The sequence below is a fragment of the Citricoccus nitrophenolicus genome, assembly GCF_047305825.1.
In the GTDB taxonomy this organism is placed as follows: Bacteria; Actinomycetota; Actinomycetes; order Actinomycetales; family Micrococcaceae; genus Citricoccus; species Citricoccus nitrophenolicus.
In genome coordinates, this window is the sequence record NZ_CP063070.1 from 917151 (window position 1) to 943643 (window position 26493).

At 69.9% G+C, this 26493-nt stretch carries 21 protein-coding genes; 4 read left to right on the forward strand and 17 right to left on the reverse strand.

What is annotated here, in order from left to right:
* Window positions 1–31: 31 nt before the first annotated feature.
* Entirely contained in the window at window positions 32–1612 is a 1581-nt protein-coding gene (gene guaA, locus IMT31_RS04160) for a glutamine-hydrolyzing GMP synthase (RefSeq protein ID WP_345358756.1), read from the reverse strand.
* Window positions 1613–1716: 104 nt separating this feature from the next.
* Between guaA and IMT31_RS04165 the strand changes: the two genes are divergently transcribed.
* Window positions 1717–3075 carry an MFS transporter gene (locus IMT31_RS04165; RefSeq protein WP_413543855.1) on the forward strand — a complete coding sequence of 453 codons (1359 nt, stop codon included), beginning with the start codon at window positions 1717–1719 and terminating at the stop codon, window positions 3073–3075.
* Between the two features lie 72 nt (window positions 3076–3147).
* Here IMT31_RS04165 and IMT31_RS04170 read toward each other — a convergent pair whose 3' ends face one another.
* From IMT31_RS04170 to IMT31_RS04200, 7 genes are all read right to left on the reverse strand, one after another.
* On the reverse strand, window positions 3148–3702 hold the full coding sequence (locus IMT31_RS04170) for a DUF3817 domain-containing protein (protein ID WP_413543856.1): 555 nt from the start codon (window positions 3700–3702) through the stop codon (window positions 3148–3150).
* Entirely contained in the window at window positions 3699–4736 is a 1038-nt protein-coding gene (locus tag IMT31_RS04175) for an SURF1 family protein (RefSeq protein ID WP_413543857.1), read from the reverse strand. Before IMT31_RS04175 ends, IMT31_RS04170 begins: the two co-directional genes overlap by 4 nt.
* A 37-nt stretch (window positions 4737–4773) precedes the next feature.
* A complete protein-coding gene (locus tag IMT31_RS04180; RefSeq protein WP_413543858.1) occupies window positions 4774–6639 on the reverse strand; it encodes a glycerol-3-phosphate dehydrogenase/oxidase in 1866 nt (621 codons plus the stop codon).
* 59 nt (window positions 6640–6698) lie between these two features.
* Window positions 6699–7835, reverse strand: coding sequence for a GuaB3 family IMP dehydrogenase-related protein (locus IMT31_RS04185; protein WP_345358643.1), 1137 nt, complete (start codon window positions 7833–7835; stop codon window positions 6699–6701).
* A gap of 73 nt (window positions 7836–7908) precedes the next feature.
* A complete protein-coding gene (locus IMT31_RS04190) occupies window positions 7909–9156 on the reverse strand; it encodes a DUF4872 domain-containing protein (protein WP_413543859.1) in 1248 nt (415 codons plus the stop codon).
* A gap of 199 nt (window positions 9157–9355) precedes the next feature.
* Window positions 9356–10900: an IMP dehydrogenase gene (guaB, locus tag IMT31_RS04195; RefSeq protein ID WP_345362248.1), complete on the reverse strand. Its 1545-nt coding sequence runs from the start codon at window positions 10898–10900 to the stop codon at window positions 9356–9358.
* A gap of 131 nt (window positions 10901–11031) precedes the next feature.
* The gene (locus IMT31_RS04200; protein WP_413543860.1) at window positions 11032–11811 is read right to left on the reverse strand and encodes a class E sortase; all 780 of its coding nucleotides are present in this window, start codon (window positions 11809–11811) and stop codon (window positions 11032–11034) included.
* Between the two features lie 127 nt (window positions 11812–11938).
* On the opposite strand from IMT31_RS04200, the gene IMT31_RS04205 reads away from it, so the two are divergent.
* Window positions 11939–13390, forward strand: coding sequence for a dicarboxylate/amino acid:cation symporter (locus IMT31_RS04205; protein ID WP_413543861.1), 1452 nt, complete (start codon window positions 11939–11941; stop codon window positions 13388–13390).
* 228 nt (window positions 13391–13618) lie between these two features.
* Complete coding sequence (locus IMT31_RS04210; protein WP_413543862.1) at window positions 13619–14488, forward strand: M23 family metallopeptidase; 870 nt, start codon at window positions 13619–13621, stop codon at window positions 14486–14488.
* Window positions 14489–14626: 138 nt separating this feature from the next.
* Here the strand turns inward: IMT31_RS04210 and groL are convergent, their stop codons facing one another.
* From groL to IMT31_RS04225, 3 genes are all read right to left on the reverse strand, one after another.
* Window positions 14627–16222, reverse strand: a complete 1596-nt coding sequence (gene groL, locus IMT31_RS04215) for a chaperonin GroEL (RefSeq protein ID WP_413543863.1) — start codon at window positions 16220–16222, stop codon at window positions 14627–14629.
* 189 nt (window positions 16223–16411) lie between these two features.
* Window positions 16412–16708, reverse strand: a complete 297-nt coding sequence (gene groES, locus IMT31_RS04220; protein WP_345362233.1) for a co-chaperone GroES — start codon at window positions 16706–16708, stop codon at window positions 16412–16414.
* 327 nt (window positions 16709–17035) lie between these two features.
* Window positions 17036–17566: a hypothetical protein gene (locus IMT31_RS04225; RefSeq protein WP_413543864.1), complete on the reverse strand. Its 531-nt coding sequence runs from the start codon at window positions 17564–17566 to the stop codon at window positions 17036–17038.
* Window positions 17567–17752: 186 nt separating this feature from the next.
* Between IMT31_RS04225 and IMT31_RS04230 the strand changes: the two genes are divergently transcribed.
* Complete coding sequence (locus IMT31_RS04230) at window positions 17753–19141, forward strand: THUMP-like domain-containing protein (protein ID WP_413544366.1); 1389 nt, start codon at window positions 17753–17755, stop codon at window positions 19139–19141.
* Window positions 19142–19233: 92 nt separating this feature from the next.
* Here IMT31_RS04230 and IMT31_RS04235 read toward each other — a convergent pair whose 3' ends face one another.
* From IMT31_RS04235 to IMT31_RS04260, 6 genes are all read right to left on the reverse strand, one after another.
* Entirely contained in the window at window positions 19234–20181 is a 948-nt protein-coding gene (locus IMT31_RS04235) for a hypothetical protein (protein WP_413543865.1), read from the reverse strand.
* A gap of 227 nt (window positions 20182–20408) precedes the next feature.
* Window positions 20409–21164, reverse strand: coding sequence for an ABC transporter ATP-binding protein (locus IMT31_RS04240; RefSeq protein ID WP_345362221.1), 756 nt, complete (start codon window positions 21162–21164; stop codon window positions 20409–20411).
* Window positions 21161–22261 (reverse strand): iron chelate uptake ABC transporter family permease subunit, encoded by a 1101-nt coding sequence (locus IMT31_RS04245; protein ID WP_413543866.1) that lies wholly within the window; start codon window positions 22259–22261, stop codon window positions 21161–21163. Before IMT31_RS04245 ends, IMT31_RS04240 begins: the two co-directional genes overlap by 4 nt.
* Window positions 22254–23357: an ABC transporter permease gene (locus IMT31_RS04250; RefSeq protein WP_413543867.1), complete on the reverse strand. Its 1104-nt coding sequence runs from the start codon at window positions 23355–23357 to the stop codon at window positions 22254–22256. Before IMT31_RS04250 ends, IMT31_RS04245 begins: the two co-directional genes overlap by 8 nt.
* Window positions 23358–23458: 101 nt before the next feature.
* The gene (locus IMT31_RS04255; RefSeq protein ID WP_413543868.1) at window positions 23459–24487 is read right to left on the reverse strand and encodes a siderophore ABC transporter substrate-binding protein; all 1029 of its coding nucleotides are present in this window, start codon (window positions 24485–24487) and stop codon (window positions 23459–23461) included.
* A gap of 167 nt (window positions 24488–24654) precedes the next feature.
* Entirely contained in the window at window positions 24655–26457 is a 1803-nt protein-coding gene (locus IMT31_RS04260) for a glycoside hydrolase family 3 N-terminal domain-containing protein (RefSeq protein ID WP_413543869.1), read from the reverse strand.
* Window positions 26458–26493 lie beyond the last annotated feature (36 nt).

Here is a 26493-nt window from a genome sequence, read left to right on the forward strand (position 1 = left end):
TTGTCTCGGCGGTCCGCCTCCCGCCGGGGATTCACTCCCACTCGATGGTTCCCGGGGGCTTGCTGGTCACGTCCAGGACCACCCGGTTGACGCCGTCCACCTCATTGGTGATCCGATTGGAGATCCGCGAGAGCGTCTCGTGGGGCAGCGGGGCCCAGTCGGCTGTCATCGCGTCCTCGGAGGTGACCGGCCGCAGGACCACGGGGTGGCCGTAGGTGCGGCCATCGCCCTGGACGCCCACGGAGCGCACGTCCGCCAGCAGGACCACGGGGCACTGCCAGATGTGACGGTCCAGCCCCGCCGCGGTCAGCTCTGCGCGGACGATCGCGTCCGCGGCGCGCAGCAGGTCCAGCCGCTCTCTGGTGACCTCTCCGATGATGCGGATGCCCAGGCCGGGGCCCGGGAACGGCTGGCGCCAGACGATCTCATCCGGCAGGCCCAGCTCGGAGCCCACGGCGCGGACCTCGTCCTTGAACAGCGCGCGGAGGGGCTCGACGAGTTCGAACTCGATGTCCTCCGGCAGCCCGCCCACATTGTGGTGGCTCTTGATGTTCGCGGTGCCCTCGCCCCCGCCGGACTCCACGACGTCCGGATACAGGGTGCCCTGGACCAGGAACTTCACGTCCTTCGCCTCCGGGTCATGCCGGGACTCCGCGATGATGTCCGCCTGGGCCTTCTCGAAGGTGCGGATGAACTTCTCGCCGATGATCTTGCGCTTGGCCTCGGGGTCCGTGACGCCGGCCAGAGCCGTCAGGAACACGTCCTCGGCGTCCACCATGATCAACCGGGCACCCCCGGAGGACGCGCCGAAGGCCTTCTCGATCTCCGCCGACTCGTCCTGGCGCATCAGCCCGTGGTTCACGTACACGCAGGTCAGCTGATCCCCCACCGCGCGCTGGACCAGTGCGGCCGCCACCGCGGAGTCCACGCCGCCGGAGAGGCCGCAGATGGCACGGTGCTCCCCGATCTGCTCCTTGACCAGAGCCACCTGCTCCTCGATCACGCTGGAGGTGGTCCATGAGTCCTTCAGCCCGGCGCCGTGGTGCAGGAAGTTCCGCAGCACCTCCTGGCCGCGCTCGGAGTGGCCGACCTCCGGGTGCCACTGCACCCCGTAGATCCTCTTCTCCGGGCTCTCGAAGGCGGCCACCGGTGCCCCGGGGGTGCGGGCCGTGACGGAGAAGCCGGCCGGGGCCTCGGTCACGGAGTCAGCGTGGCTCATCCAGACGACCTGGTCCACGTCCTGCCCCTCGAACAGCACGGAGGTGGAGCCGATGGCCTCCAGCCGGGTGGAGCCGTACTCGCGGGCACCCGTCTGGGCCACCGTGCCACCGAGGGCCTGGGCGATGGACTGGAAGCCGTAGCAGAGTCCCAGCACGGGAACGCCGGCCTCGAGCAGCGCCGGGTCCAGGGACGGGGCGCCCTCGGCGTAGACCGAGGAGGGGCCGCCGGAGAGGATCAGCGCGGCCGGGCGGCGAGCGAGGATCTCCTCGGCGGACAGCGAGTGCGGCACGACCTCCGAGTAGACGTTGGCCTCGCGCACGCGGCGGGCGATCAGCTGGGCGTACTGGGCACCGTTGTCCACCACGAGCACGGTCGGGAAGTCAGCGGCGATCTGCGGGTTGTCCGGCTGTGCGGAATCCTGGGGGGAAGTCACCCGTCAAGGATAGTGCAGTCCAGGAGGGGGACGCGGCGGTGGGTTCAGGCAGACTGGGTGCCATGCCCGATGACGCCTCGTCCACTGATCCGGCCGCTGATCCGGCCCTGCTGCCGCGGGCCCGGGACGCCCAGCGGAGGGCCGTCCGCGTGCTGGGCACCGCCCAGGTGTTCTCCGGCCTGGGCAACGGCGCGACGCTCTCCCTCGGCTCGATCCTCGCGGTGGACCTCTCCGGCGCCGAGTCCACTGCGGGCTTCGTCAACACCGCCATGACGCTCGGCTCGGCCGCCGTGTCCATCCCCCTGGCCACCCTGGCCGCGCGGCGCGGCCGCCGAGTGGCCCTGGGCCTCGGTCTGGCCGCCGGACTGCTCGGCCAGGGGCTCATGGTGACCGCCGTGATCACCCGGACGTTCCCGATCCTGCTGTTGGGAGCGTTCCTGGTGGGATTCGCCGCCGCCGTGAATCTGCAGGCCCGCTTCGCCGTCACGGATCTGTCCGACCCGCGGCACCGCGGCCGCGACCTCTCCGTGGTGGTGTGGGCGGTGACCGTGGGCGCCGTCCTCGGCCCCAACATGGTGGGCCCCGGGGCCGTGCTGGCCGGTTGGCTCGGGATCCACGCCCACGCCGGGCCGTTCCTGATCTCCGCGGCCGGGATGGCCGTGGGTGCCGCCATCATCCTCACCGGGCTCCGCCCGGACCCGCTGCTGCTGCGGCGGGAACTGGAGGACCACGGCCCCCCTTCCGGCCCTGCGGCTGCCACACCTTCCGGCCGGTCCAGTGGTTGGACTGGCGGTTGGGCCGCCGGCTGGCGGATCGTGCGGGCCCGGCCCACGGCACTGGCCGCGGTGCTGGCGGTGGCCGGCGCCCATGCCGTGATGGTGGGACTGATGTCCATGACACCCCTACACCTGCAGCACGAGGCCGGGGTGGCCTCCCATGAGCTCGGGGCCCACCCGGACACGGTGGTGCTGATCGGGTTCACCATCTCCCTGCACGTGGCGGGGATGTACGCGCTCTCCCCCGTGATGGGCCTGCTCACCGACCGGCACGGGCCGGGCCGGGTGGCCGGTGCCGGACTGACGCTGCTGCTGGCGGCGGCCGGTCTCACGGGGCTGTTCCCCCACGTGCACACCGCCGTGGTGGCCGGTCTGGTGGTGCTGGGACTCGGCTGGTCAGCGGCCACGGTGGCCGGTTCCACCCTGCTCGTGGCGGCCCTGAGACCGGACGAGCGGGTCCCGGCCCAGGGCTTCTCGGACGCGGTGATGTCCCTGGCCGGCGCGGTGGGTTCCCTGGCGGCAGGCCCGCTGATGGGAGCGGTGGGATTCGCGGGGCTCTCCGCGGTGCTGGGCGTGGTGGTGGCCCTCTGCGGCACGGGGGCCGCGGTGCTGCTCAGGAAGGTCCCGCCACTGGGCAGCACATAGATCTCGCCGTCGATTCGGGGGAACCCATCCGGTGCGCCACGCGGAGGTTTTCGAGAGCGGGATGCGCCGAGCTCAGTACCGGCGCAACGCCTCGGGGTGGGCCTCCAGCTCGGCGAGCGTCTCGCGGTGCACGCGCTTCTCCACGATGAAGGACAGGAACGGCACCACGCCGCCGCCGGCGATCAACAGCAGTCGCATGGCCTCCCAGCGCATCAGGGACCAGAGCCGGAACGCGGCCACCAGGTAGACCACGTAGAGCCAGCCGTGGGCGATCAGCACGGCGATGGAGATGTTGAACCCACCGGTCACGGAGTCCTCCGGCTGCAGGGAGAGCCCGTTGGCCGAACCGTCAACCAGGGTTCCCCCCGCATACAGCTCCAGGCCTGGATCGGGGACGTACTTGAAGATCATCTCGAACACGAGCAGCAACAGCATGATGCCGGTGATCCACGCGCAGACCTTGTACATGGTCAGCGCGGACTTGATCTGCTGATCGGTCCCGGCGAAGCGCCGCGGCGCCTGAGTCCCAGGACGCGGCGGCGGGGCCGGCAGATCGGCCTCCGTGATGTCCTCGGGGTCGGGCAGGGTGTTCGGGTCCACCGGGGGCTGCTGGTCCGGGCTGGTCACTGAGGCTCCTGGGATTGCTGGGTCTGCTGGATTCGCTGTGCTTGCTGGGTCTGCTGAGATCGCTGGTCCGGCGCCGAGGTCTGGGATGCCGAGGCAGAGACGGAGGCCGAGGCCGGAACCCCGTGGAAGCGCTCGTACTCCTCGACGGCCCGCTGCTTGGCCTCCCGGGCCTGCGTGCGGCGGCGCTGAAGCTCATCGGCCTTCCACTGTTCGGCCCACCGGCGGTCGAGCTCGGCCTCGTCCTGGGCCCTCAGGTGGTCGTCGCGCAGGAACCGCCACCACAGGTAGATCGCGAAGCCGGCGAACACGACCCACTCGATGGCGTAGAAGATGTTCATCCAGTTGTAGGTGGTCTCCTGCGGCTGCGGGCCCACGATCACCGGCTCCAGGCTGCTGCCGGCCACGGTGGCGCCGACCTCCTCGCCGTCTGCCGCACCGCCGGCCGCACCCTCAGCCGCACCGCCTGCCCCGCTGGCCGTCATCTCGAAGGGAGCCACGTAACCGGCGTAGGAGCGCACGTCCCACAGGTTGATGAGCTCGGCGGAGGCGAGATTCGCCAGCACGGTGCCGTCCGGGGTCTGCTCGATCCCCTCCGGGCCGGGCCCCTCGGCGGGCAGGAGCCGACCGGTCATCTGGATATCGCCCTCCGGGGCGGGGTCGGTCTGCCCGGTGGATTCCGTCCAGCCGCGCACCACGGGGATGACCTCGTCCTGCGGGGCGCCCTGGACACGGAAGGCGGTCACCACCCAATAGCCCTCCTCGTCCCCGTGCAGGCGGGGGTGGATGAACACGTCAGTGTCCGGCAGGAACTGCCCGGCGAGGGTGACCACCTGGTCCGCCTCCGTGCCGTACATCGCCTTCCCGGGCACGAAGTGCTCGGTCAGCGGCACGGGCGTCTCGGTCTGGGTCAGGGGTGGCGGAGCCGAGGCCGCGTTGTCCATCTGCCACTTCCCGAGGAGCACGAAGACCCCGGACACCACGAGCGCCAGGATCAGTCCGGCGATCCACGTGGGTTTCAAGGCGGTTCTCAGCACCCCACCAGACTACGCGGTTCTCTACCGGGTGTAGAACTCAGGTGGTGGCGGGCCAGCCGCCGCGGGAGGCGTCTCGGACGGATCCCCTCGAGGCCTCGAGCAGCAGTTCCCGGGCCTCAGCGTCCGTTGCGGCCTCCTGGGTGGCCCGCTGTGCCTGCGTCCACCGCCGATACCGCTCGGCCTCGGCCTCGGCCCTCTCTGGGTCCCAGCCCAGGAGGGGCGCCATCCGCCGCGCCACCGACTCGGCGGCGGCAGCGCCGGCGTCGTCCGCCTCGAACACCGCGCGGATCCGCCGCGCCAGCACGTCCTGGACCGAACGCGCGCCCTCGTGGGTGACGGCGTGCACCGCCTCGGCGGCGAGATGCCCGGGCAGTCCCGGCAGCTCCTCGGCGAGTTCCGGCTCGGCCACGGCCAGGGCGATCACCTCGGGGGCCCCGGAACCATAACGGTGCAACAGGGACTCCACGGTGGCTGCCGGCAGGCCCGATTCGCTCGCGAGCAGCAGCCGGCGGTTCCAGGCCGGCGTCCAGCCCCGGGCGCCGAGCAGCGGCAGCTCCGCGGTGCAGGAGGCGGGGACCCCCTCCCCCGAGCCCGTCTCGTCCTGGCCCGTCAGCGGCCCGGTCCCGGGCGCCCCCGCGGTACCGACGGCGGCGTCCACGGCGTCAGCGGCCATGGCCCGGTACGTGGTGAGTTTGCCACCGGTCACCACCGTCAACCCCGGCAGTGGCGTGGCGACCACGTGCTCGCGGGAGACCTTGGCCGTGGGCTGCGCCTCCGAGGGGGCAGCGGTGTCCCCGAGCGGCTCGTCCTCCCCAGCCGGCGTCACCAGGGGGCGCAGGCCGGCGAACACCCCGACCACGTCCGCCCGGGTCAGCGGCTCGGAGAGGACGGCATTGGCGCGCTCGAGCACATAGTCGATGTCCTCGCTGGTGGCGGCAGGCTGTTCCACGGGCTCGCGCCAGGGAGTGTCCGTGGTGCCGATGATCCAGTGCCGGCCCCAGGGGATGACGAACAGGACCGACTTCTCGGTGCGCAGGATCAGCCCCGAGGTGGAGGTGAACCGATCCCGCGGCACCACCAGGTGAATGCCCTTGGCGGCGGTGACACGCGGCATCCCCGCGACCACCGGCTCCTCGGTGCCATCGGGGTGACGTACGGGGATGGACCCCGTCCACACGCCCGTGGCGTTGATGATGCGCCGGGCATGCACGGTGACCCGGCGGCCGGTCTCCCGGTCCAGGACCTCCACGCCGGTGACACCACCCTGCGGACCCGGCTGTCCGAGATAGGCGGTGACCTCGGCCCGGGAGGCGCAGTGCGCCCCGTGGGACGCGGCCGTGCGGACGAGCTCGATCACCAGGCGGGCGTCGTCCACCTGGGCGTCGTAGTAGCGGATCGCCCCGATGTACGCCTCGGGCTTGAGCCCGGGGGCCATCCGGGCCACGGCGGCGCGGCTGAGGTGCTTGTGCACGGGCAGATGTCCGGTGCGGCCGGCGGCCAGTCCGTCATAGAGGGCGACGCCGGCCCCCACGTAGGGGCGTTCCCACGGCTTGGACAGGGGGTACAGGAAGGGCACGGGCCGCACGAGGTGGGGCGCGATGTCCTCCACCAGCCGTCCTCGCTCCCGCAGCGCCTCGTGGACGAGGGGGAAGTCCAGCATCTCGAGATAGCGCAGCCCACCGTGGACCAGCTTGGAGGACCGCGAGGAGGTGCCCCAGGCGTAGTCGGTGGCCTCCACGAGGGCCGTGGAGAGTCCACGGGTGGCGGCGTCCAGTGCGGTGCCGGCGCCCACCACGCCCCCACCGATCACCAGCACGTCCAGCGGGTGCTCCGGCGAGGTGGTGTTCAGCGCGGCGAGCGCGTGGTCACGGCTGGCGGGCCCCAGACCCCCGGTGGTCGTCATCCTGGTGAATCCGCCTCCCGTTGCCCGTTCCGTGCCCGCAGTGATTCCCGGGGTGCCGCTCAGCGCCCCTGAGCGGGGGCCACCAGGACCTCCACCTTCTGGAACTCCTTGACGTCCGAATACCCGGAGGTGGCCATGGCCCGCTTGAGCGCCCCCATGAGGTTGGAGGTGCCGTTGGTGTGGTGGCTCGGGCCCCACAGCACGTCCTGCAGGGTGCCGACGGTGCCCACCTGGGTGCGGTCCCCGCGCGGCATGTCACCGTGCGCGGCCTCGCCGCCCCAGTGCCAGCCACGGCCGGGCGCCTCCTCGGCGCGGGCCAGGGCGGCCCCGAGCATCACGGCGTCCGCGCCCATGGCCAGGGCCTTGACGATGTCCCCCGAGGTACCCACGCCGCCATCGGCGATCACGTGCACGTAGCGCCCGCCGGACTCGTCCATGTAGTCCCGGCGCGCCTCGGCGATGTCCGAGATGGCGGTGGCCATGGGCACGCGAATGCCCAGGGCGCGGCGGGTGGTGGAGGACGCGCCGCCGCCGAAGCCCACGAGCACGCCGGCGGCCCCGGTGCGCATCAGGTGCAGGGCCGGCGTGTAGCCCGCCACACCGCCCACGATCACCGGGACGTCCAGCTCGTAGATGAACTGCTTCAGGTCCAGCGGTTCACGGTTCTGGGAGACATGCTCCGCGGAGACGGTGGTGCCGCGGATGACGAACATGTCCACCCCGGCGGCCAGCACCGTCTCGTAGTACTCCTGGGTGTGCTGCGGGGTCAGCGAACCGGCCACCACCACGCCTGCCTCGCGGATCTGGGCCAGGCGCTCGGTGATCAGCTCGGCCTGGATCGGCTTCGAGTAGATCTCCTGCAGCCGGCGCGTGTTGGCGGGCGAGTAGTTGCTGGCCTCGAAGGCGGCGATCTCCTCGAGCACCGGGCGCGGGTCCTCGTAGCGGGTCCACAGGCCCTCGAGGTTGAGCACGCCCATGCCGCCGGCCTGCCCCAGGGCGATGGCCGTCTCCGGGCTCATGACGGAGTCCATGGGCGCGCCGATCACCGGCATCTCGAACGTGAAGGCATCGATCTGCCAGTTGATGGACACGTCCTCGGGGTCCCTCGTCCGGCGCTCGGGTACCACTGCGATGTCATCCAGGGCATAGGCCCGGCGTCCCCGCTTGCCGCGGCCGATCTCGATCTCGTTACTCACGCATTCCAGCCTAGTCCAGGTGACGGACTCGTTTGCGGACGCGATGAGGACACGGCGAGGGCCGACGAAGCAGCTACCGGGCCCCTGTCGCCCCCAAGGTCTCGGCCAGGGTTCGTGCCGCGGCCTCCTCGCACTCGGCCAGCTCCTCCAGCCGCTCGGCGAGCTCGGCGAAGTGCCGGACCCGATCCTCCGTGCCGATCCCCGGATCCACGGCATCGGCCAGTGCGTCCCAACTCGGCGCCAGTTCCCGGTACAGGCCGGCGGTTCCCGCCAGGTCCGCCAGTCCAGGCAGTTCAGCGGCCTCGGTGAGGAACGCGGCGTAGAGTCCCCGCAGTCCCCCGGGACCGCCCCACCGCGAGCCGGCCAGGAAGCTCTGCACCATCTCCAGGCCGGTGCGCAGGCGCTCCGGATCATCGAACACCGCCGGCCAGCCCTTCCTCGTGCGCTCGTCCCGCAGCAGTGCGGCCCAGGTGCGCATCCCGGCCACGCCGAATTTCGGCATCCAGCTGGCGGGGATCCCGTCCAGGGCCAGGGTGCCGAGCAGGCGTCCGGTGGTCTCGGTGACGGCGGCGCGCACGGACCCGACGAGGTCCTCCACCGCGGGGCCCGACCTCTTCGACCCGTTCGCCTCGTTTGACGGGGCCACCCAGGACGCCCAGTGACGGTCGGATTTCCGTGCGACCCTCGCCGCGGCCAGCTCGGCGGGCAGCGCGCGCCGGGGGCCGGCGTCGTCCGCCGTTTCCTCACCCGGATGGGGACCGCCGCCGACGATGAGGTATTGCCCGGACTCACGCCCGGTGACGGCGATGTCGATCGAGTCCAGGTACTCGACGGCGTCGGAGGCTATCCACGGCAGTGCACCGTGGGTGGCGCGCACGACCACGGGCCGGCCGGCGTCGAGGGCGGCGTCCAGGGATGCCCGGGCGGCCTTTGCACTCCCGGTCTGGGAGACTTCGATCGGGGCGCCGCAGCGCTCCAGGAGACGGTCCGTGTAGGGCTCGGGATGGGCCCGGAGCACCACGGTGGCGGTGGTGACGGACTCGTAGGAGATGGTGGCCACCATGAAACCGATGCCTCCGGCCAACCCTGCCAGCATGGCCTCACTGAAGGGGGCGCCGGTGGCGGGGTTGAGCACGCCGGACTCGGCCAGGACGTGATGCCAGAGGGAAGCATCGTACTGGGTACCGGCGGGGACGGGACCGCGGGAGTCAGTGTCCACGGACTGGGCTGCAAGGAGCTGTCGGCGGGCGGCGGTGTAGCTCTCCCCGGTCTTGGCCATCCGGACCCGGACGCGGGACTTGAAATGCTGGTGCTGGACCATGGTGGTTCCTTCTGCACGGACCCCTCGCCCGGCCCCACGCGCCACGGCGACGCCCGCACCAGGACAGGAGGATTCCGGTGGTCGTCATCGCCCTGAGGCGTGACCTCCTTTGCCCCGTGGTTCCGGTGGCGTGGGGGCCGGCGGCGGGGTTCGGCGCTGGGCTGCGCTGAACCCCATCTTAGCTCTAGGAGGTCATCTCTCAGCGGGTCCGGTAGTTCGGCGCCTCCACCGTCATCATGATGTCGTGCGGGTGCGATTCCTTCAGGCCGGCCGGGGTGATGCGCACGAAGCGGCCGTTCTGCTTCAGGTCCGCGATGGTGGCCGCCCCCGTGTAGAACATGGTCTGGCGCAGGCCGCCGACGAGCTGGTGCACCACGGCGGAGAGCGGGCCGCGGTAGGGCACCTGCCCCTCGATGCCCTCCGGGATCAGCTTGTCCTCGCTGGGCACATCCGCCTGGAAGTAGCGGTCCTTGGAGAAGGAGCGCTGGCCGTTGCGGGTGGTCATGGCGCCCAATGAGCCCATGCCGCGGTAGGCCTTGAACTGCTTGCCGTTGTAGAACACCAGGTCACCCGGGGATTCGGCGGTGCCCGCCAGCAGGGAGCCGAGCATCACGGAGTCCGCGCCGGCCACCAGCGCCTTGCCGATGTCACCGGAATGCTGCAGGCCGCCGTCGGCGATCAGGGGGATCCCCGCCGGGATGGTGGCCTTGGCCGCCTCGTAGATGGCCGTGATCTGCGGGACCCCGACGCCGGCCACCACGCGGGTGGTGCAGATGGAGCCCGGGCCCACGCCCACCTTCACGGCATCCGCGCCGGCATCCACGATCGCCTTGGCCCCGGCGTAGGTGGCGGCCTGGCCGCCGATGATGTCCACGTGCGCCGAGGAGGGGTCCTTCTTCAGCCGGGCGATCATGTCCAGCACGCCCTGAGTGTGTCCGTTGGCGGTGTCCACCACGAGCACGTCAGCGCCGGCCTCCACGAGCGCCATGGCCCGCTCGTACCCGTCCCCGAAGAAGCCGACGGCGCCGCCCACGCGCAACCGCCCCTCCTCGTCCTTGGTGGCCTCCGGGTACTGTTGGGCCTTGTCGAAGTCCTTGACGGTGATCAGGCCCTGGAGCTTGTTGGCGGCATCCACGAGCGGAAGCTTCTCGATCCGGTGCTCGGAGAGCAGACGGACGGTGTCCTCGCGGGAGACGCCGACCTGCGCCGTGATGAGCGGCATCGGGGTCATGGCAGAGGCGACCGTGCGGCGCTCGTACTCGGAGCCGGGGATGAAGCGGGTGTCCCGGTTGGTGATGATGCCCAGCAGGGTGTTCGAGGCATCCACCACAGGCAGGCCGGAGACGCGGAACTGGGCGCAGAGGTCATCCCATTCGGCCAGGGTGGCGTCCGGGCCCACGGTGACGGGGTCCGAGATCATCCCGGACTCGGAGCGCTTGACGCGGTCCACGTGGGCGGCCTGGTCCTCGATGGAGAGGTTGCGGTGGATGATGCCCAGCCCACCCTGGCGGGCCAGCGAGATCGCCAGTGGCGCCTCGGTGACGGTGTCCATGGCGGCGGAGGCGATGGGGGTCGTCAGGTTGATGCGCCGGGTCAGCCGCGTGGAGGTGTCCGCCTCGGCCGGGATGACCTCGGTCATGTTGGGCAGCAGCAGGACATCGTCATAGGTCAGGCCGACGAAGCCGAAGGGATCAGCGGCGGTGGCCACCGGTTCTGCCGAGGGGCCGGGGATCTGTGCACTCACGGGCGAAGGGCCTTTCAGTCTGCGTGGATTGCGACCAGTCTAGGCCCGCCACCGGCGGGAGGGTCGCTGGGAGTAGTTGGTGTGAAACGCCACCCGCCCCCGGTCTATTCCGCGCGTGTCACGCGTCACGGTCAGGTCAGTGCCGGCGGCAGACCCTCGCTCTTGGGCGTCCAGTAGTCGGCCTCGGCCCAGATGATGTACCGGTCGGTGATCCCGAAGATCGGATCGCACGTGGTCAGGGTGAGGTAGCGGCCTGTGCCCGTCTGGTCGGCCCCCTCGAAGGGCGGGATCGGGTCCAGCACCTCGGACTGGTGCGGCTTGACGATGTCCCGCGCCACCACCCGGTAGACCAGCCAGGCGTCCTCGGACTCGACCACCAGGGCGTCCCCGTCCTGGAGGTGATGGACCTCCCGCAGGGGCTTGCCGTGGGTGGTCCGGTGGCCGGAAAGCCCGGCGTTGCCCTCCCCACCGATCGGTTGGGTCTTCGAGTAGTGACCGAGCTGGCCGGAATCGAGCACGTCATCCCCGCTGCCGGCGCCGATGGGGACCTCATACCGATCGCCGCTGCCGTCACCGTTCCAACGGGGCACGTGCAGCATGCCCAGCGTGCCGCTGCCGCCCTCCAGGACCGGGAAGTCCTCGCGATGCTCGGTGCCTCCACCGGTGCCGATCGGTTCGTGGCCGATCGGTTCGTGGTCCGTCCGCCACTCCTCGGCGATCTCGGTCCGCTCAGACTCGGCGATCACGTCCGTGACGAACAGCTCGTAGACGCCGTAGAGGCCGATCAGGACCCCGGCGGTGAGGAGCAGCCGCCCCACCCACGTCAGCACCCTGGAGCGGGGCCGGGCCCCACGGGGGCCGCGAGGGCCCGAGGCGCGGCGCCGGGCCGGGCGCTCAAGGGTCTGGGTCATGATCCGAGGATATCCTTGCGCCGAGGTGACCGGGGGGCCTTGGCCGGTAAGGCGCCACAGGTCACAGTGACGTCACGTGACGCAACACCATTCACCGAATATGGTAAAGGAGGGCTAGCCTTCTGCGGTGAACTCCTCGAACAACACCGCACCGGCCACCCCGGAGACGCAGGCGGCATCCCGCCGGCGGCTGCCCGGGTGGATGACCAACTTCGGCACCCAGATCCTTGCCGCCCTCGTGCTCGGCCTCATCCTGGGCCTGGTGGCCCGCTCGTCCGGACACACCGCGGACACCCCCAACGGACTCGGGACCACCCTCGAGGTCCTCGGTTCCAGCTACGTGTCCCTGCTGCGCGCCGCCGTCGTCCCCCTGGTGTTCTTCGCCGTGGTCGCCTCGATCGCGAACCTGGCGCAGGTCACCAATGCGGCCCGACTGGCGGCCAAGACCCTGTTGTGGTTCGCCATCACGTCCTTCATCGCCGTGGTGATCGGCCTGGTGATCGGCACCGTCATGCAGCCCGGCGTGGGCACCGGTCAGTCCGCCCCGCCGGAGTACGAGGGCAAGACCGGCAGCTGGTGGGCCTTCCTGCAGGGGCTGATCCCCTCCAACTTCCTGGGCCTGTCCGCCTCCACCACCGCCGCCGATGACGGCTCCCTGACCACCTCGGTCAGCTTCAACATCCTGCAGATCCTCGTCATCTCCATCGCCGTGGGCGTGGCCGCCCTCAAGCTCGGGGCGAAGGCCAAGCCCTTCCTGGACTTCTCCGCCTCCACGCTCGAGGTCATCCAGAAGGTGCTGTGGTGGATCATCCGCATCGCCCCGCTGGGCACCGTCGGCCTGATCGGCAACGCCGTGGCCTCCTATGGCTGGGACACCATGGGCACCCTGCTGAAGTTCGTGGTGGCCATCTACGTGGGACTGGCCGTCGTGCTGCTGGTGGTCTACCCGCTGCTGGCCAAGTTCCACGGCCTGTCCGTCCGCCAATACTTCACCGGCATGTGGCCCGCCTTCCAGATGGGCTTCGTCTCCCGTTCCTCCATCGGCACCCTGCCGGTGACCCAGCGCGTGGCCGAGCGCAACTTCGGTGTCCCGCGGGGCTATGCCGCCTTCGCCGTGCCCCTCGGCGCCACCACCAAGATGGACGGCTGCGCCGCGATCTACCCGGCCATCGCCGCCATGTTCGTGGCCCAGTTCTTCGGCATCGACCTCGCCTGGAGCGACTACCTGCTGATCGTCCTCGTCTCCGTCCTCGGCTCCGCCGCCACAGCGGGCACCACCGGCGGCGTGGTCATGCTGACGCTGACCCTCTCCACGCTGGGACTGCCGCTGGCCGGCGTCGGGCTCCTGCTCGCCGTGGACCCGATCGTGGACATGGGCCGCACCGGCGTCAACGTGGTGGGCCAGGCACTGGTCCCCGCCCTGGTCTCCAAGCAGGAGGGCATCCTGGACGATGAGAAGTACAACGCCTCTCGCTCCGGGGCGAACCTGCTCGCCGATGACGAGGCCCCGCTCGAGACCAATGACGACGGCGGCGCCGGCACCGGTGCGGAGAGAGCGAGCGAGGCGTCCCGCGCCTGAGCGGCCCGCCGCCCTGATGGGTGAACGGGCGTGCCGTGGGCCATCAACACCACGTGGATGCGCCAAGGCCGGGGCGGACGGGACGCGACTGACCGAATGGCGCGGGAATGGACAAAAGTCCATGTCGACCGCCGGTTGGGTCCGCTAGATTGAAGTCCATGAGTCCCCGGCAAGACATGAGTGGGCCCAACCTGTCCAGATGCCATGCCGCCCCGTTCTGAACAGCGAATGAGCTCATTTCGACGGGCGATCGCCCGGTGGCAGACCTGGTGGGTCCGGCTCTTCATCCTCATGGTGGTGGTGATGGCCCTGGCTCCGGTCCCCCGTCCGTGGGCCGTGGCGTGCATGGTGGTACCCCTCCTGCTATTCCTCGTGCGCCCTCCCGAGCAACGCCCAGAGCCCACCCGCGTCTACGTTCCCGTGCGCGGCCGGTGGGTGGCCATGAACAGCCCCGGTTCGCGAGTCCCCAGCCACGGGGTGCGAGCACACGGTCAGATGTACGCCGTGGATATCCTCCAGGAATCCCCTGACGGGGCAAGGCCGATCAATGGATCCCTGCGTGGGCGACGCCCGGAAGACTACCCGAGTTTCGGGGCACCGATCCTGGCGATGGCCCCTGGGACGGTGACCCAGGTGACAGATCGCCAGCGAGACCACCGGGCGCGTGATTCCTGGCCCACGCTGATCTGGATGACGACCCTGGAGGGATTCCTCCGGTTCCTCGGCGGGGCCCCGAGCATTCTCGGCAACCGGGTGATCATCCAACACGACGATGGCACCTTCGCGGTCTACGCGCACCTGCGCCACGGCTCGGCGGTGGTCCGGCCGGGAGACCGCGCCGAGGTGGGACAACAGCTGGCGCAGATCGGCAACACGGGGAACACCTCGGAACCACACCTACACGTCCAGCTCATGGACCGGCCTCGACCGGAGTCCGCCGCCGGCCTCCCGATGCACTGGTCCGGAGTGGAGATCGACGACCAGCGGCTCAGTCATCGCTGGGCCACCGGATACGCGAAGCCCAGCGCGCTGCCGGGCTTCCCGGCCAATGGTCAGATCTTCGAGGCCACCGCCCCGCCGGAGAGTCGGATTCCCTGACGCAGAGGGGCCCCGGGAAGCTCATGCTTCCCGGGGCCCCTCTGCAAGATGGCGTGATCGGACGGTCCATCCCGGGCATAAAGTGACCCCACCCCGTCACAACGGTCGGGGTGGGGTCACTTTATGCCTGAGGGAGGTCTACTTCTCGTCCTCGTCCTCGCGCTGGTCCGCCACCAGGGTCTCGGTGGTCAGCACCAGTGCGGCGATCGAGGCGGCGTTGAGCAGCGCCGAGCGGGTGACCTTGACGGGGTCGATGACACCCTGGGCCAGCAGGTCGCCGTACTCGCCGGTCTTGGCGTTGAAGCCGAAGTTCGGCTCCAGCTCGGCCACCCGGGAGGTGACCACGTAGCCGTCCTCGCCGGCGTTCTGGGCAATCCAGCGCAGCGGCTCGTGCAGCGCCTTGCGGACGATGCCCACACCGGAGACGGCGTCGCCGGACAGGGACTTGATGGCCTCGTCCTCGTCCAGGGCGGACAGGGCGTTGATCAGCGCGGTACCGCCGCCGGCCACGATGCCCTCCTCCAGAGCCGCACGGGTGGAGGACACGGCATCCTCGATACGGTGCTTGGACTCCTTCAGTTCCACCTCGGTGGCGGCACCGACCTTGATGACGCCCACGCCGCCGGCCAGCTTGGCCAGGCGCTCCTGCAGCTTCTCGCGGTCCCAATCGGAATCGGTGGCCTCGATCTCGGACCTGATCTGCGCCACGCGGCCAGCGACCTCATCCGCGGAGCCTGCGCCCTCGACGATGGTGGTGTTGTCCTTGGTGACGGTCACGCGGCGGGCGGTGCCGAGCACCTCGATGCCCACCTGGTCCAGCTTCATGCCGAGGTCCGGGGAGACCACCTGAGCACCGGTGAGGGTGGCGATGTCCTGCATCATGGCCTTGCGGCGGTCACCGAAGCCCGGGGCCTTGACGGCCACGACGTTCAGGGTGCCGCGGATCTTGTTGACCACGAGGGTGGACAGGGCCTCGCCCTCGATGTCCTCGGCGATGATGAACAGCGGCTTGTTGGACTGCAGGACCTTCTCCAACAACGGCAGGAACTCCTGCACGTTGGAAATCTTGCCGGAGTTCAGCAGGATGTACGGATCCTCGAGGACGGCCTCCTGACGCTCGGCGTCGGTGACCATGTACGGGGACAGGTAGCCCTTGTCGAACTGCATGCCCTCGGTGATGACCAGCTCGGTGGAGGTGGTCGAGGACTCCTCGATGGTGATGACGCCGTCCGTGCCGACGGTGTCGAAGGCACGGGCCAGCAGCTCGCCGATCTCGTCCGACTGGGCGGAGATCCCGGCCACGGCGGCGACCTGGTTGCCGGTGACGGCCACGGCGTTGGAGGCCAGGCGGGCGTCGATGGCGGCCACGGCGGCCTCGATGCCCCGCTTGATCTCGTTCGGGGCGGCACCGGCGGCCACCTGGCGCATGCCCTCGTTCACGAGGGCCTGGGCCAACACGGTGGCGGTGGTGGTGCCGTCGCCGGCCACGTCATTGGTCTTGGTGGCCACTTCCTTGGCCAGCTGGGCGCCCATGTTCTCGTAGGCGTCGTCCAGTTCGATGTCACGGGCGATCGTCACGCCATCGTTGGTGATGGTGGGGGCGCCCCAGGCCTTGTCCAGGACCACGTTGCGGCCCTTGGGGCCGAGGGTGACCTTGACGGTGTCGGCCAACTTGTCGATACCGGCCTGGAGGGCTCGTCGCGCCTCATCGTTGAAGGCAAGCTGCTTCGCCATGAACGAAGCTCCTTTCGGTTAAGGAATGCAGGGAAAAACTATGGGGAGAACATCGGGTGCGCGGCCGGCGTCGGGCATCTCCGCCGGAAGAGGCGGGGCACGGCGCCGGCGCGTCACGCACGCAGGCCCGGCCGGCCGAGGTGCCGGGCCGGGCCTGGGTGCGTCGTCAGCCGGCGAACCGGCGGAGGATCACTTGGTGACGATGGCCAGCACGTCACGCGCGGAGAGCACGAGGTACTCCTCGCCGCCGACCTTGACCTCGGTGCCGCCGTACTTGGAGTACAGCACCACGTCACCCTCGGCGACGTCCACTGCGATGCGGTTGCCGTTGTCATCAACGCGGCCGGCGCCGACGGCCACGACCTGGCCCTCCTGCGGCTTCTCCTTGGCGGTATCCGGGATCACGAGGCCGGACGCGGTGGTCTGCTCGGCTTCCAGCGGACGGACAACAATACGATCCTCAAGGGGCTTGATGGAGACAGACACGTCTGCACTCTCCTTCTATCTCGGGTGCGCCGGGGCCGTGTTCCAGACCGGACGGCGTCTATTGATGATGTTGTGCGCCGGAGGCTGGCCAACCGTCGTCGCGGGAGCCGGATGGCAGGTCCTTCAGGCTTAGCACCCGGTGCCCCGGAGTGCCAGAAATGACTCTATGCGGGCTTTAGCACTCGGTCAAGGCGAGTGCCAAAGGGACGGGGCGGGGCCGAGTCCGGCCGGTCCTTTCGACGTTGCCATCGGACGGTTGCCACTCAAGCGGCAGCTGTTGCGCGTCACGATGGGGAGAACTCCCCATCCCCGGGCGCCGGGTGCTGCTCAGGAGCCCCGGCGGGCCCGGAAGATCCCGACGGCGGCCACGCACAGTCCCGCGAACGCGGCACCGAGCGCGATCAGCGGTCCGGCGAGAGGCACCCACACCACGTCCCGGCGGATCGCATCCGCTGCCTCGGAATCGGAGAGCATGTCCCCGCCGCCGAGCGTGAAGGTGCCGGCCACGAAGACCTGGGCGATCACGGTGATGATCAGTAGCAGCGCCGCCACCACGCCGACGGCCATGGACGCGTACAGCAGGATCTTGCACCACAGCGGCGCGGTCGCAGCCTGCCGGGAGGCGCGGGAATCACGCCCGACGTCGGCCCGGCCCGCACCAGAGGTGAGGTCACCGGAGTGCTCAGGGCCGTCGTCGTACTCGTCCTGCCGGTCCTTCGGGTCCAGGTCCTCTTCCTCGAAGCGGCCGAAGAAGTCGAAGCGCTGCTCACCGTCCCCGTCATGGTCCAGATCCGGCCGGCCCTGGTCCGGGCGCGCGTAGTCAGGCAACGGAGGTCGCGAGGCGGGACGGCTAGGCATGGGTCCAGCGTACCGGTGGGCCGGCCGAACCGCAGTGAGGTGTGGACGGCCGGTGGGAGGCACGGGCGGACCTGCCGGTACCGTGGATCCGTGGCCTCCTCCTCGCACTCCCCCGCATCCCGTCCTGGCGCCTCGGACCGGCACTCCGCCGCGGACTCCGCGCGGGACGAGACCGCGCTCACCCCCGTGCTGACGCCCGAGGGCTGGGCACTGCTGAACTCACTGAGCGCCTCGGAACCCTACCGGGAGTCGGAGGCACTGACCTGGTCCACCCGCCTGCGGGCCGAGGGGCATGCACCGGAACTGGTGTCCGCCGTACTGACGCAGCTGAAGTTCCGGACTCAGGCCACCGGGAAGTTCGGCCCCTTCGCCGGCCACATGGTGTTCACTCGCGCAGGGCTTGAGCAGGCGACACGGATGAGCGTCGCCGCTCTGCATGCCGGCCGCTTCGCCGCCTCCGGGGTGCAGAGCGTGGCGGATCTGGGTTGCGGGATCGGTGCGGATGCGATGGCGCTGGCCGCTCTGGACCTGGACGTCACCGCCGTGGAGCGGGACGAGACCGTGGCCGCCGCCGCGACCATCAACCTGATGCCGTTCCCGAATGCCACCGTGGTCTGCGCCGACGCCGAGGAGTGGTTGGGCGGGCTGGACGGGTCGGACGGGTCGGACGGGTCGGACGGGTTGGACGCCGAGAGTGCAGGAACGGCTGGTGAGGATGCCGGGGGCGGTGCGTCTGGCCGGGCCGGTGGGGCTGATGGGTCCGGCACTCCCCGGCCCGAGGGGTTCTGGCTGGATCCGGCTCGGCGTGTGGTGTCCTCCTCCGGGTCCTCGCGCGTGTTCGACCCCGAGGCCTTCTCCCCGCCGCTGTCCTTCGTGGAGCAGCTGGCCGAGACAGGAGCTCCCGTGGGCGTCAAGCTCGGCCCGGCGCTGCCGCATGGATCGGTGCCCGCGGGGTGCGAGGCCCAATGGGTGTCCGTGGACGGCTCGCTCACCGAGGCGGTGCTGTGGTTCAACGCGCTGGCCCGCCCGGGGGTCCGCCGCTCGGCACTCGTGCTGGATGGTGGAGACGAGGGCCCGGCCGAGCTGTCCTCCGCCGCCGATTTCGGCGACTCCCCCGCGGTCCCCGTGGCCGGGACGGAGGGGCTGACCGGGTTCCTCTACGAGCCAGACCCCGCCGTGATCCGAGCCGGGCTGGTGGCCGACCTGATCGACCGGGAGTTCTCCGGCGCGGGCGGGAGACTGCTGGACGAGCACATCGCCTACTTCTGCACCGACGAGGCGTTGGACTCGCGGTTCGCCACGGGCTACCGGGTGCTGGACGTCATGCCGTACAAGGTCAAGGGGCTGCGCCACTGGGTCCGGGAGAACGGCGTGACGCGGCTGGACATCAAGAAGCGTGGCGTGGACGTCACCCCGGAGGAGCTGCGGCGGTTGCTGATGTCCGGCCAGGGCAAGGCGGGCAAGAGTGGTAAGGGTGGCAAGAGTGGCAAGGGGGCCGGCCACCACGCGACCCTGGTGCTGACTCGGATCGGTGAGGAACGCGTGGCCGTGGAGGTCGAGCCGGTCCCTCGTTGAGTCCCGCACCGTGAGTGGTCAATTGCCGTGGCGTATCACCGGTGGTTCGCCACCTGATCTGACCACCCACGGGGCCGATGGCGAGCGGCGGTTCATGCCCCAGGGCTGCGGGAGGAGAAGGACTGGCGCAGGTCTCGGACGAAGGCGCTCCAGCCATCGTGACTGAACACCTGCTTCGTCACCCTCAGGACGATCCACCCATCGAACTGCATGCGCCGGTCACGCTGGATGTCCCGGTCCCACTGCTCCGCATCACTCCGATGGTGGTCCCCCTCGTACTGCACGCAGATCTTCACGTCCTCCCACACCAGATCCGGCGTGATGCGTTCTCCGCTGGACAGGATGATCTCCGGATTGACCACGGGCTCAGAAAAACCGGCGTCGACGACCCTGATGCGCAGTCGGCTCTCCTGTGGCGAATCCGACCCCTCGCGCAGCAGCTCCACAACCTCTCTAGCGCGCTTGATCCCCTTCATCTTTGTCCGCTGGCCGATCGCCTCCTTGAGGTTCTCGACCGACGACAGTGGATGCATGCCCGGCTCGCGACCCGCCGTCGGACCATCACTGCTCTGCAGGATGCTGTCTCCGGCGGCCACGAGCCACTCCAGGCTCATGTTCGTTCCGGCCAGTTGCACCCACGTCCAGGCCGGCCCGGTCACCCGGACACCCCTGACGCGCTGGATCACGGCATCCGTGGGGAGCAGATGGCCCTTGACCTGTTTGCGTCGGGGGCGCGGTCCGGCTTTACGGGTCTTGGACACGTGAACGGGGTCGAAGGGCCTGATCCACGACGGCAGCCACATACCCCAGACCGCTGCGGCGGTCTCGTGGCTGAACACCCCCAACTGGTGGATGGCCTGCAGCGCCGCGAGATGTTCCAGGTCATCGCCATGAGTCGATGACTGATGGCGGATGCCTCGGCTGATCACCGCGAGATCGGGATGCCGCAGATACTGTACTTCCAGGCCCTCGGCGAGCACCTGTTGCGTCGAGAAGACGGACGGTACGTGACCGGGCAGGGGTCTCTTCTGAGGAGGCATGCTGCCAGCCTGATATCCCGCAGGCTTGCACACTGGTCGCTCGCGTCGACCTGTGGACGCACGGACGGAACCGGCCGCCTGTGGAGTGCTGCAGTGCGGCGACGGGGCATGACGCCCCATCGTGGGTGGTCAGTTGCCGTGCCGATCAACCCCTCATTCGCCACGGCAACTGACCACTCACGGAAGCGGGATGTGACCACTCACGGAACCGGGACCGGGGGGCGGCGTCAGTAGTAGGCCGCCAGCCGGCACTCGGGGCCATCGATCACGCGCACCGGCGTGGAGAACACCCGCGAGAGCACCTCGTCCGTGATGATCTCGGACGGCGGGCCGAACTCGGTGACCTGACCGTCGTTCATGGCGAGGATCCAGTCGGCGTAGCGGGAGGCGAAGTTGATGTCATGCAGCACGATCACCACGGTCCGCCCGAGCTCGTCGGCGGCGCGGCGCAGCTGCTTCATCATCTGCACGGAGTGCTGCATGTCCAGGTTGTTCAGCGGCTCGTCCAGCAGCACGTAGTCGGTGTTCTGTGCCAGCACCATGGCCACGTAGGCACGCTGCCGCTGACCGCCGGAGAGCTGATCCAGGTACCGGTTCTCCAACGCGCCAAGGTTCAGGAAGTCGATCGCCTCGTTGATGTAGCCCTCGTCCTCGACCGTCAACCGCCCGCGGGAGTAGGGGAACCGTCCGAAGCCCACGAGCTGGCGCACGGTCAGCCGGGTGACGAAGTGGTTCTCCTGGCGCAGGATGGACAGGATCTTGGCCACGGCCTTGGAGGGCGTGTTCACGATGTCCTGGCCGGCCACCTCGATCCGTCCGGCATCCACCTTGAGCAGCCGCCCGATCATGGTCAGGATGGTGGACTTGCCGGCCCCGTTCGGCCCCACCAGCGCGGTGATGCCGCCCTGCGGCAGCTCCACGGAGACGGGACCGATCTGGACCTCGTCGCCATAGGATTTCTGGACGCCCTCGAGAGTGATCACAGCCGGCCCTTTCGCAGGATGACGAGGAGGAAGACGAGCCCGCCCACCAGTTCGATGATGATGGTCACGGCCCCCTCCGCATAGAAGATGTTCCGCAGCACGAAGTAGGCCCCGGACAGGATGGTGTAGCCGATCAGGACTGCCACGGGCAGGATCAGCCGGTGGTCGTAGGTGTCCGTGAACTGGTAGGCCAGCGTGGCCACCAGGAAGCCGAGGAAGGTCATGGGGCCCACCAGGGAGGTCGTCATGGCCATCAGCACGGACACCAGGGTCAGCACGAGCATGATCTCGCGCCTGTGGTTCAGCCCGAGGTTGTTGGTGGCGTCCGCGCCCAGCGCCAGCACGTTCATCCGCCGCGCGCGGACGAACAACACCGTGGCGCAGACCAGCGCGATCGGAATGACGTACGGCAGGTACTCGGACTGTGCGTTGGAGATGTTGCCGAACAGACGGGCCGTCAGCACATCGAACTCGTTGGGGTCCAGCACGCGCTGCATGAAGGTGGACAGCGCGCCGAGCCCTCCACCGAGCACCACGCCCACCAGCAGCATGATGTGGATGTTGCCGAAGCGTCCGGACAGCAGCCAGGAGTACAGCAGCACGGCGAAGACCACCATGAGCCCGGCCTGGAGCGCGAACTGCCCCAGCCCCACCACCATGGTCACGCCGGCCACGCCGAAGAAGAACACGGCGGCGGTCTGGATCAGCGTGTACAGGGATTCGAAGCCCATGATGGAGGGCGTGATGATGCGGTTGTTCGTGGCGGTCTGGAAGCTCACGGTGGCCACGGCCTGGCAGAGCGCCACCACGGCCATCACCACCACCGACTCCACGCGCATCCTGGCGATGATCCAGAAGCCCTCCGAGCCGGGCGGCATGGGGTTGTCCCACGCGAGGTTGCCATAGGTGGTCAGCGCCGCGAGCACCAGCAGCCCGCCCACCAGCCACAGGTAGCGGTTGCGGTGCCTGCGCTCGGCGAAGGGCCCGGACTGACGCCGCGCCACCCCCACCTCCCGCGGGGGCCGGGCACCACCAGAGGGCACGACGCCGGCCGGGGCCTTGGTCTGCTGGGCACGTTCCAGCGTGAGGTCAGACATGCTTGCGCCTCCTGACGAGCAGCCCGATGAAGACGATGGCGCCGACCACGCCGAGGATCAGGGAGACGGGGACCTCGAAGGGCATGATGATGGTGCGGCCGATGATGTCACACACCGTGACCACCGCGATCCCCACGAGGCAGACCCACGGCAGGTTCGTGCGCAGGTTGTCCCCGCGGAACATGGAGACCACGTTGGGCACGATCAGTCCGAGGAACGGCAGGGACCCGATCACCACGGTGACCACGCCGGTGACGATCGCGATCATGGAGACCCCGGTCAGTAGGACCGCGGTGTGGTTCAGGCCGATGTTGGTGGCGATGTCCTTGCCCAGCCCGGCCACCGTGAACCGGTCCGCCAGCAGGAAGATGAGGACGCCGATCACCAGCACGATGAACAGCAGCTCGTAGCGGCCGCGCACCACCCCGGTGAAGGAGCCGGCGAACCATATCCCGAGCTGCTGCAGCATGTCGGTCTGCAGGGCCAGATAGGTGGAGAAGGCCCCCACCACGGCCCCGAGCATGATGCCGATGACGGGCACGATCAGAGAGGACTTCAGCGTCACGCGTTGCAGGAATGCGAAGAACACCATGGTGCCCACGAACGCGAAGAGCACGGAGCCGAACATCCGGTCGAAGATCGAGGCCTGCGGCACCAGGAGCATGGTCACCAGCAGGCCGAGGCCGGCCCATTCGGTGGTGCCGGTGGTGGTGGGCTCCACGAACCGGTTCTGCGTCATCAGTTGCATGACCAGACCGGCCATGGCCATGGTGGCCCCGGCCAGTACCAGGGCGATGGTCCGTGGAACCCGGGTGATGAAGAACATGTCCCAGCCGCCCTCGGCGCCCGCGATGTCATAGACGCCCACGAACAGCGAGGTGACCACCAGGCCGAGCACCATCACCACGCCGGTCAGGAGCGGCCAGGCGACCCGCCACCGGGATCGGACGGCATTGCCTCCTGAACCTCTTGGGCCCCCGGAACCACAGGTCTCTGGGGGCAGGCCCGCCTCCCCGCCTGGGTGGACGGTCTGGTAGTCGGCGCCCAGGGGTGCCGACTGGGCCTCCGGGTTCCGGTGTTCGTACGCTGCGGTCACTGCTGTCCTTCGTAGTTCACGGCCCGGCCCGGAGATGCCGGGCGGATGCGCTGCACCCGCCCGTCTTCTCCGGGCCGAAGGGGAGTGAGACCCCGTGCTGATCAGGCGCCGAAGGCCTCAGCGAGATCGTTGAGGAAGGTGGTGTAGTTCTGGATGTCCTCGTGCACGTAGAAGTCCTCCGGCAGGTAGACGATGTTGCCCTCCTTGACGGCGGTCACGTCCTGCAGCGCCTCGGAGTTCTCGATCAACTCGGCGGCGGGCTGGTAGCCCTCCTCATCCGAGGCGGAGACCGCTGCATCACGGTCCATCACCAGCAGCCAGTCCGGGTTGGCCTCGGCGATGGCCTCCACCGAGATGTCATCGCCCTGGTGGTTGGAGGAACCCTCGCGCTCCAGCGCCGGGGTCAACTCGAGCATGTCGAACACCGGGCCGATGGCGCGGCCGGTGGAGGGGGCGGCGTAGGACAGGTCCCCGCCGGTGGCGATGAGTCCCACGACGCTCTGCTCTGGATCGTAGGCGCCCTTCGCGGCCTCGATGGAGGCATCGAAGTCGGAGATCAGGGTCTCGGCCTCGGCCTGCTGGTTGAAGACGTCACCCAGCAGCGTGGTCAGGCGGCGCAGTTCGCCGGCCAGCGGCTCTCCCTCCACCACGTTGGTGTCCACGAACGCGGCCTCACCGATCAGCGGCTTGATCTCCTCGGCCACTCCGGAGAAGCGCTGACCGTTCAGGACCAGGTCCGGCTGCGCCTCCACGAAGCCCTCCATGTTGGGTTCGCGGTGGGTGCCCAGATCCAGGATCGAGTCGTCCGAGGGGTAGTCCACGGTGCCCTCGTTCATGAGTCCCAGCGGCGCGGCGGCCAGCTCCACGCCCCAGTCCTCCAGGGTGCGGAAGGCGCGGTTGTCCGTGGCGATGACGGAGTCGGCGGACTCGATGCTCACGTCTGCTCCGGCCATGTCCGTGACGTCCACGGGGTAGGACGCGGCTTCGGCCGTGGCAGATCCGCCAGCAGACGCGGAGGCCGCGGGCGAGGGCTCATCGGTGCTGCTGGCCGTACCGCCACAGGCCGTGAGGGCGAGGGCCGCAGTGGTGACGAGGGCGGCCAGGCCGAGGCGTCGGTTCGTGGTCTGCATGCGAGTGGTACTCCTTGGGGAAGGGCAAAAGCTGTGGTTGCGCAGGGCCGTGCTGGACTCGCCGGCAGCCCCTCCGCTTTTGGTAAGCCTTACCTTAGACGATTAGGTCATTCGCTTGATTGCTTATTGCGCGAATGCGTCGAAAGGTGACGGAGACCTCAGCAGTCTCAGCACCCCGTCCCGGCGGGCCACTCACCCACCTGCACGGGCAGCTCACCCGGCGCCTCGGCCTCGCCGGTCAGCACGTCCATCAACGCGGCGAACGCCTCCGGGGACCGGCCGTACAGCGCCACCAGGGCGCCGTCGTCGGACGCCAAGGAACTGGCCAGGCCGAAGGGCGCGTCCAGCGCCACCACCACGTCTGCCTGCCCCGGCTCACGCGCCCCGCCCAGCAGGGAGACCACCGGGCCGGACCCCACGCTCAGCCCGGCGTCCTCCGCCGCCGCGGTGAACCGTGCCCGGTCCCGTGCGGTGCCGCCCGTGACCTGCAGTGAGTCCTGCACCAGCGGCGCCGAACACTCACCTTCCACCACGGTGACCGACGCGGCCGAGACCGCACGGGAGGTCTCCGCGGCGTTCGTATCAGAAGGCCCGACGCCGGCCGCGGCCTTCTCCTCCTCGCTCGCCTGCCCGAGGGTCTCGGCCAGCTCGTCCCGCCACATCAGCAGCGTCACCACCCGCTCGGCGGCCTCCGTGAGCCGCTCGGCCGGCACCTCGCCGGAGTCCACGGCCGCGGTGATCGCGTCCCGCGCCCCGGTCAGGTCAGAGGGCATCAGCAGCAGGTCCGCCCCGGCCGCGAGCGCATTGACGGGAGCCTCGTCCGCGCCGTAGCGCTCCACGAGGGCCCCCATGTTCAGCGCATCGGTGACCACCACGCCGTCATAGCCCTCCGTTGCCCCTTCCTCGGCCCCGTCCGTTGGAGCCGCGAGTCCACGCAATGCCTCGTAGGCCGGCGCGGACACCGAGGAGGGCACCTCGGGCTCCAGCTCCGGGACGATGATGTGCCCCATCATGACCATCGGCGTGTACTGATCTCCGGCCAGCAACTCCTGGAAGGGCAGCCAGTCCCGCTGCCGCAGCTCGGCCAGGGAGGACTCCTGGACGGGGGCCGTCACATGGGAGTCGGTGCTGACGGAGCCGTGGCCCGGGAAGTGCTTGGGGGCGGGCAGCAGTCCGGCCCCCAGCAGTCCCTCCGTGGCGGCCCGGCCCAGGGTGGCCACGCGTTCTGGGTCCGAGGAGAAGGAGCGTGCGCCGATGGCGGGATCCTGCGCGCCGATCGTGACGTCCACGCTCGGGGCGAAGTCCACCGTGAACCCGAGCTCCGCCAGCTCCTGCCCCATCCCCGCATGGCCGGCCCGGGCCAGTTCGGCGCCGGCGTCGGTTCCGGCGCCGGTTCCGGTGTCGGTTCCGGCGGGAATGGCCCCGTAGCTCATGGGGGTGGGCCACTCGGTCAGCGGTTCCTGCAGCCGCGCCACGAGCCCGCCCTCCTGGTCCACGGAGACCATCCCGGACCAGTCCCGTCCGGCCGAGAGGGCCGCCTGCGTCTCCTCCAGGCGGGCCGCCAGGGACTCCACGTCATCGGTACCGTCCGCAGCCGCGGGCACGGCGTCCCCCATGACGATCACCCCACCCAGGTTCAGCTCCTGGATCGAGGCCGGGTCCGTCCCCGCCGCGCCAAGCTGGCCCACCAGGACCTGCCCGGCCTGCTCGGAGGTGTCCATCCCGGCCACGGCCTCCGCGGCGGCGGCCCTCGTCTCCTCGGAGGGTGCGCCCAGTGCCACCTCCAGCGCGCTCGGCTCAGTGTCCCCCTCTCCCCCACCCGGCCCGGCACCCCCGGTGCCGTCCGTGCCGGGGCCGGGGGCCGGCGTCGTGCCCTGGGGGTCCGGGGTGCAGGAGGTCAGGGCCAAGGCCGCGGCGAGCAGGGCGGTCAGGGGCAGTGCGGCTGGCCGGCGCGGCGGGGAGGAGATCATCACCCGTCCATCGTAGGGACCGGCGCGGTTCTAGGA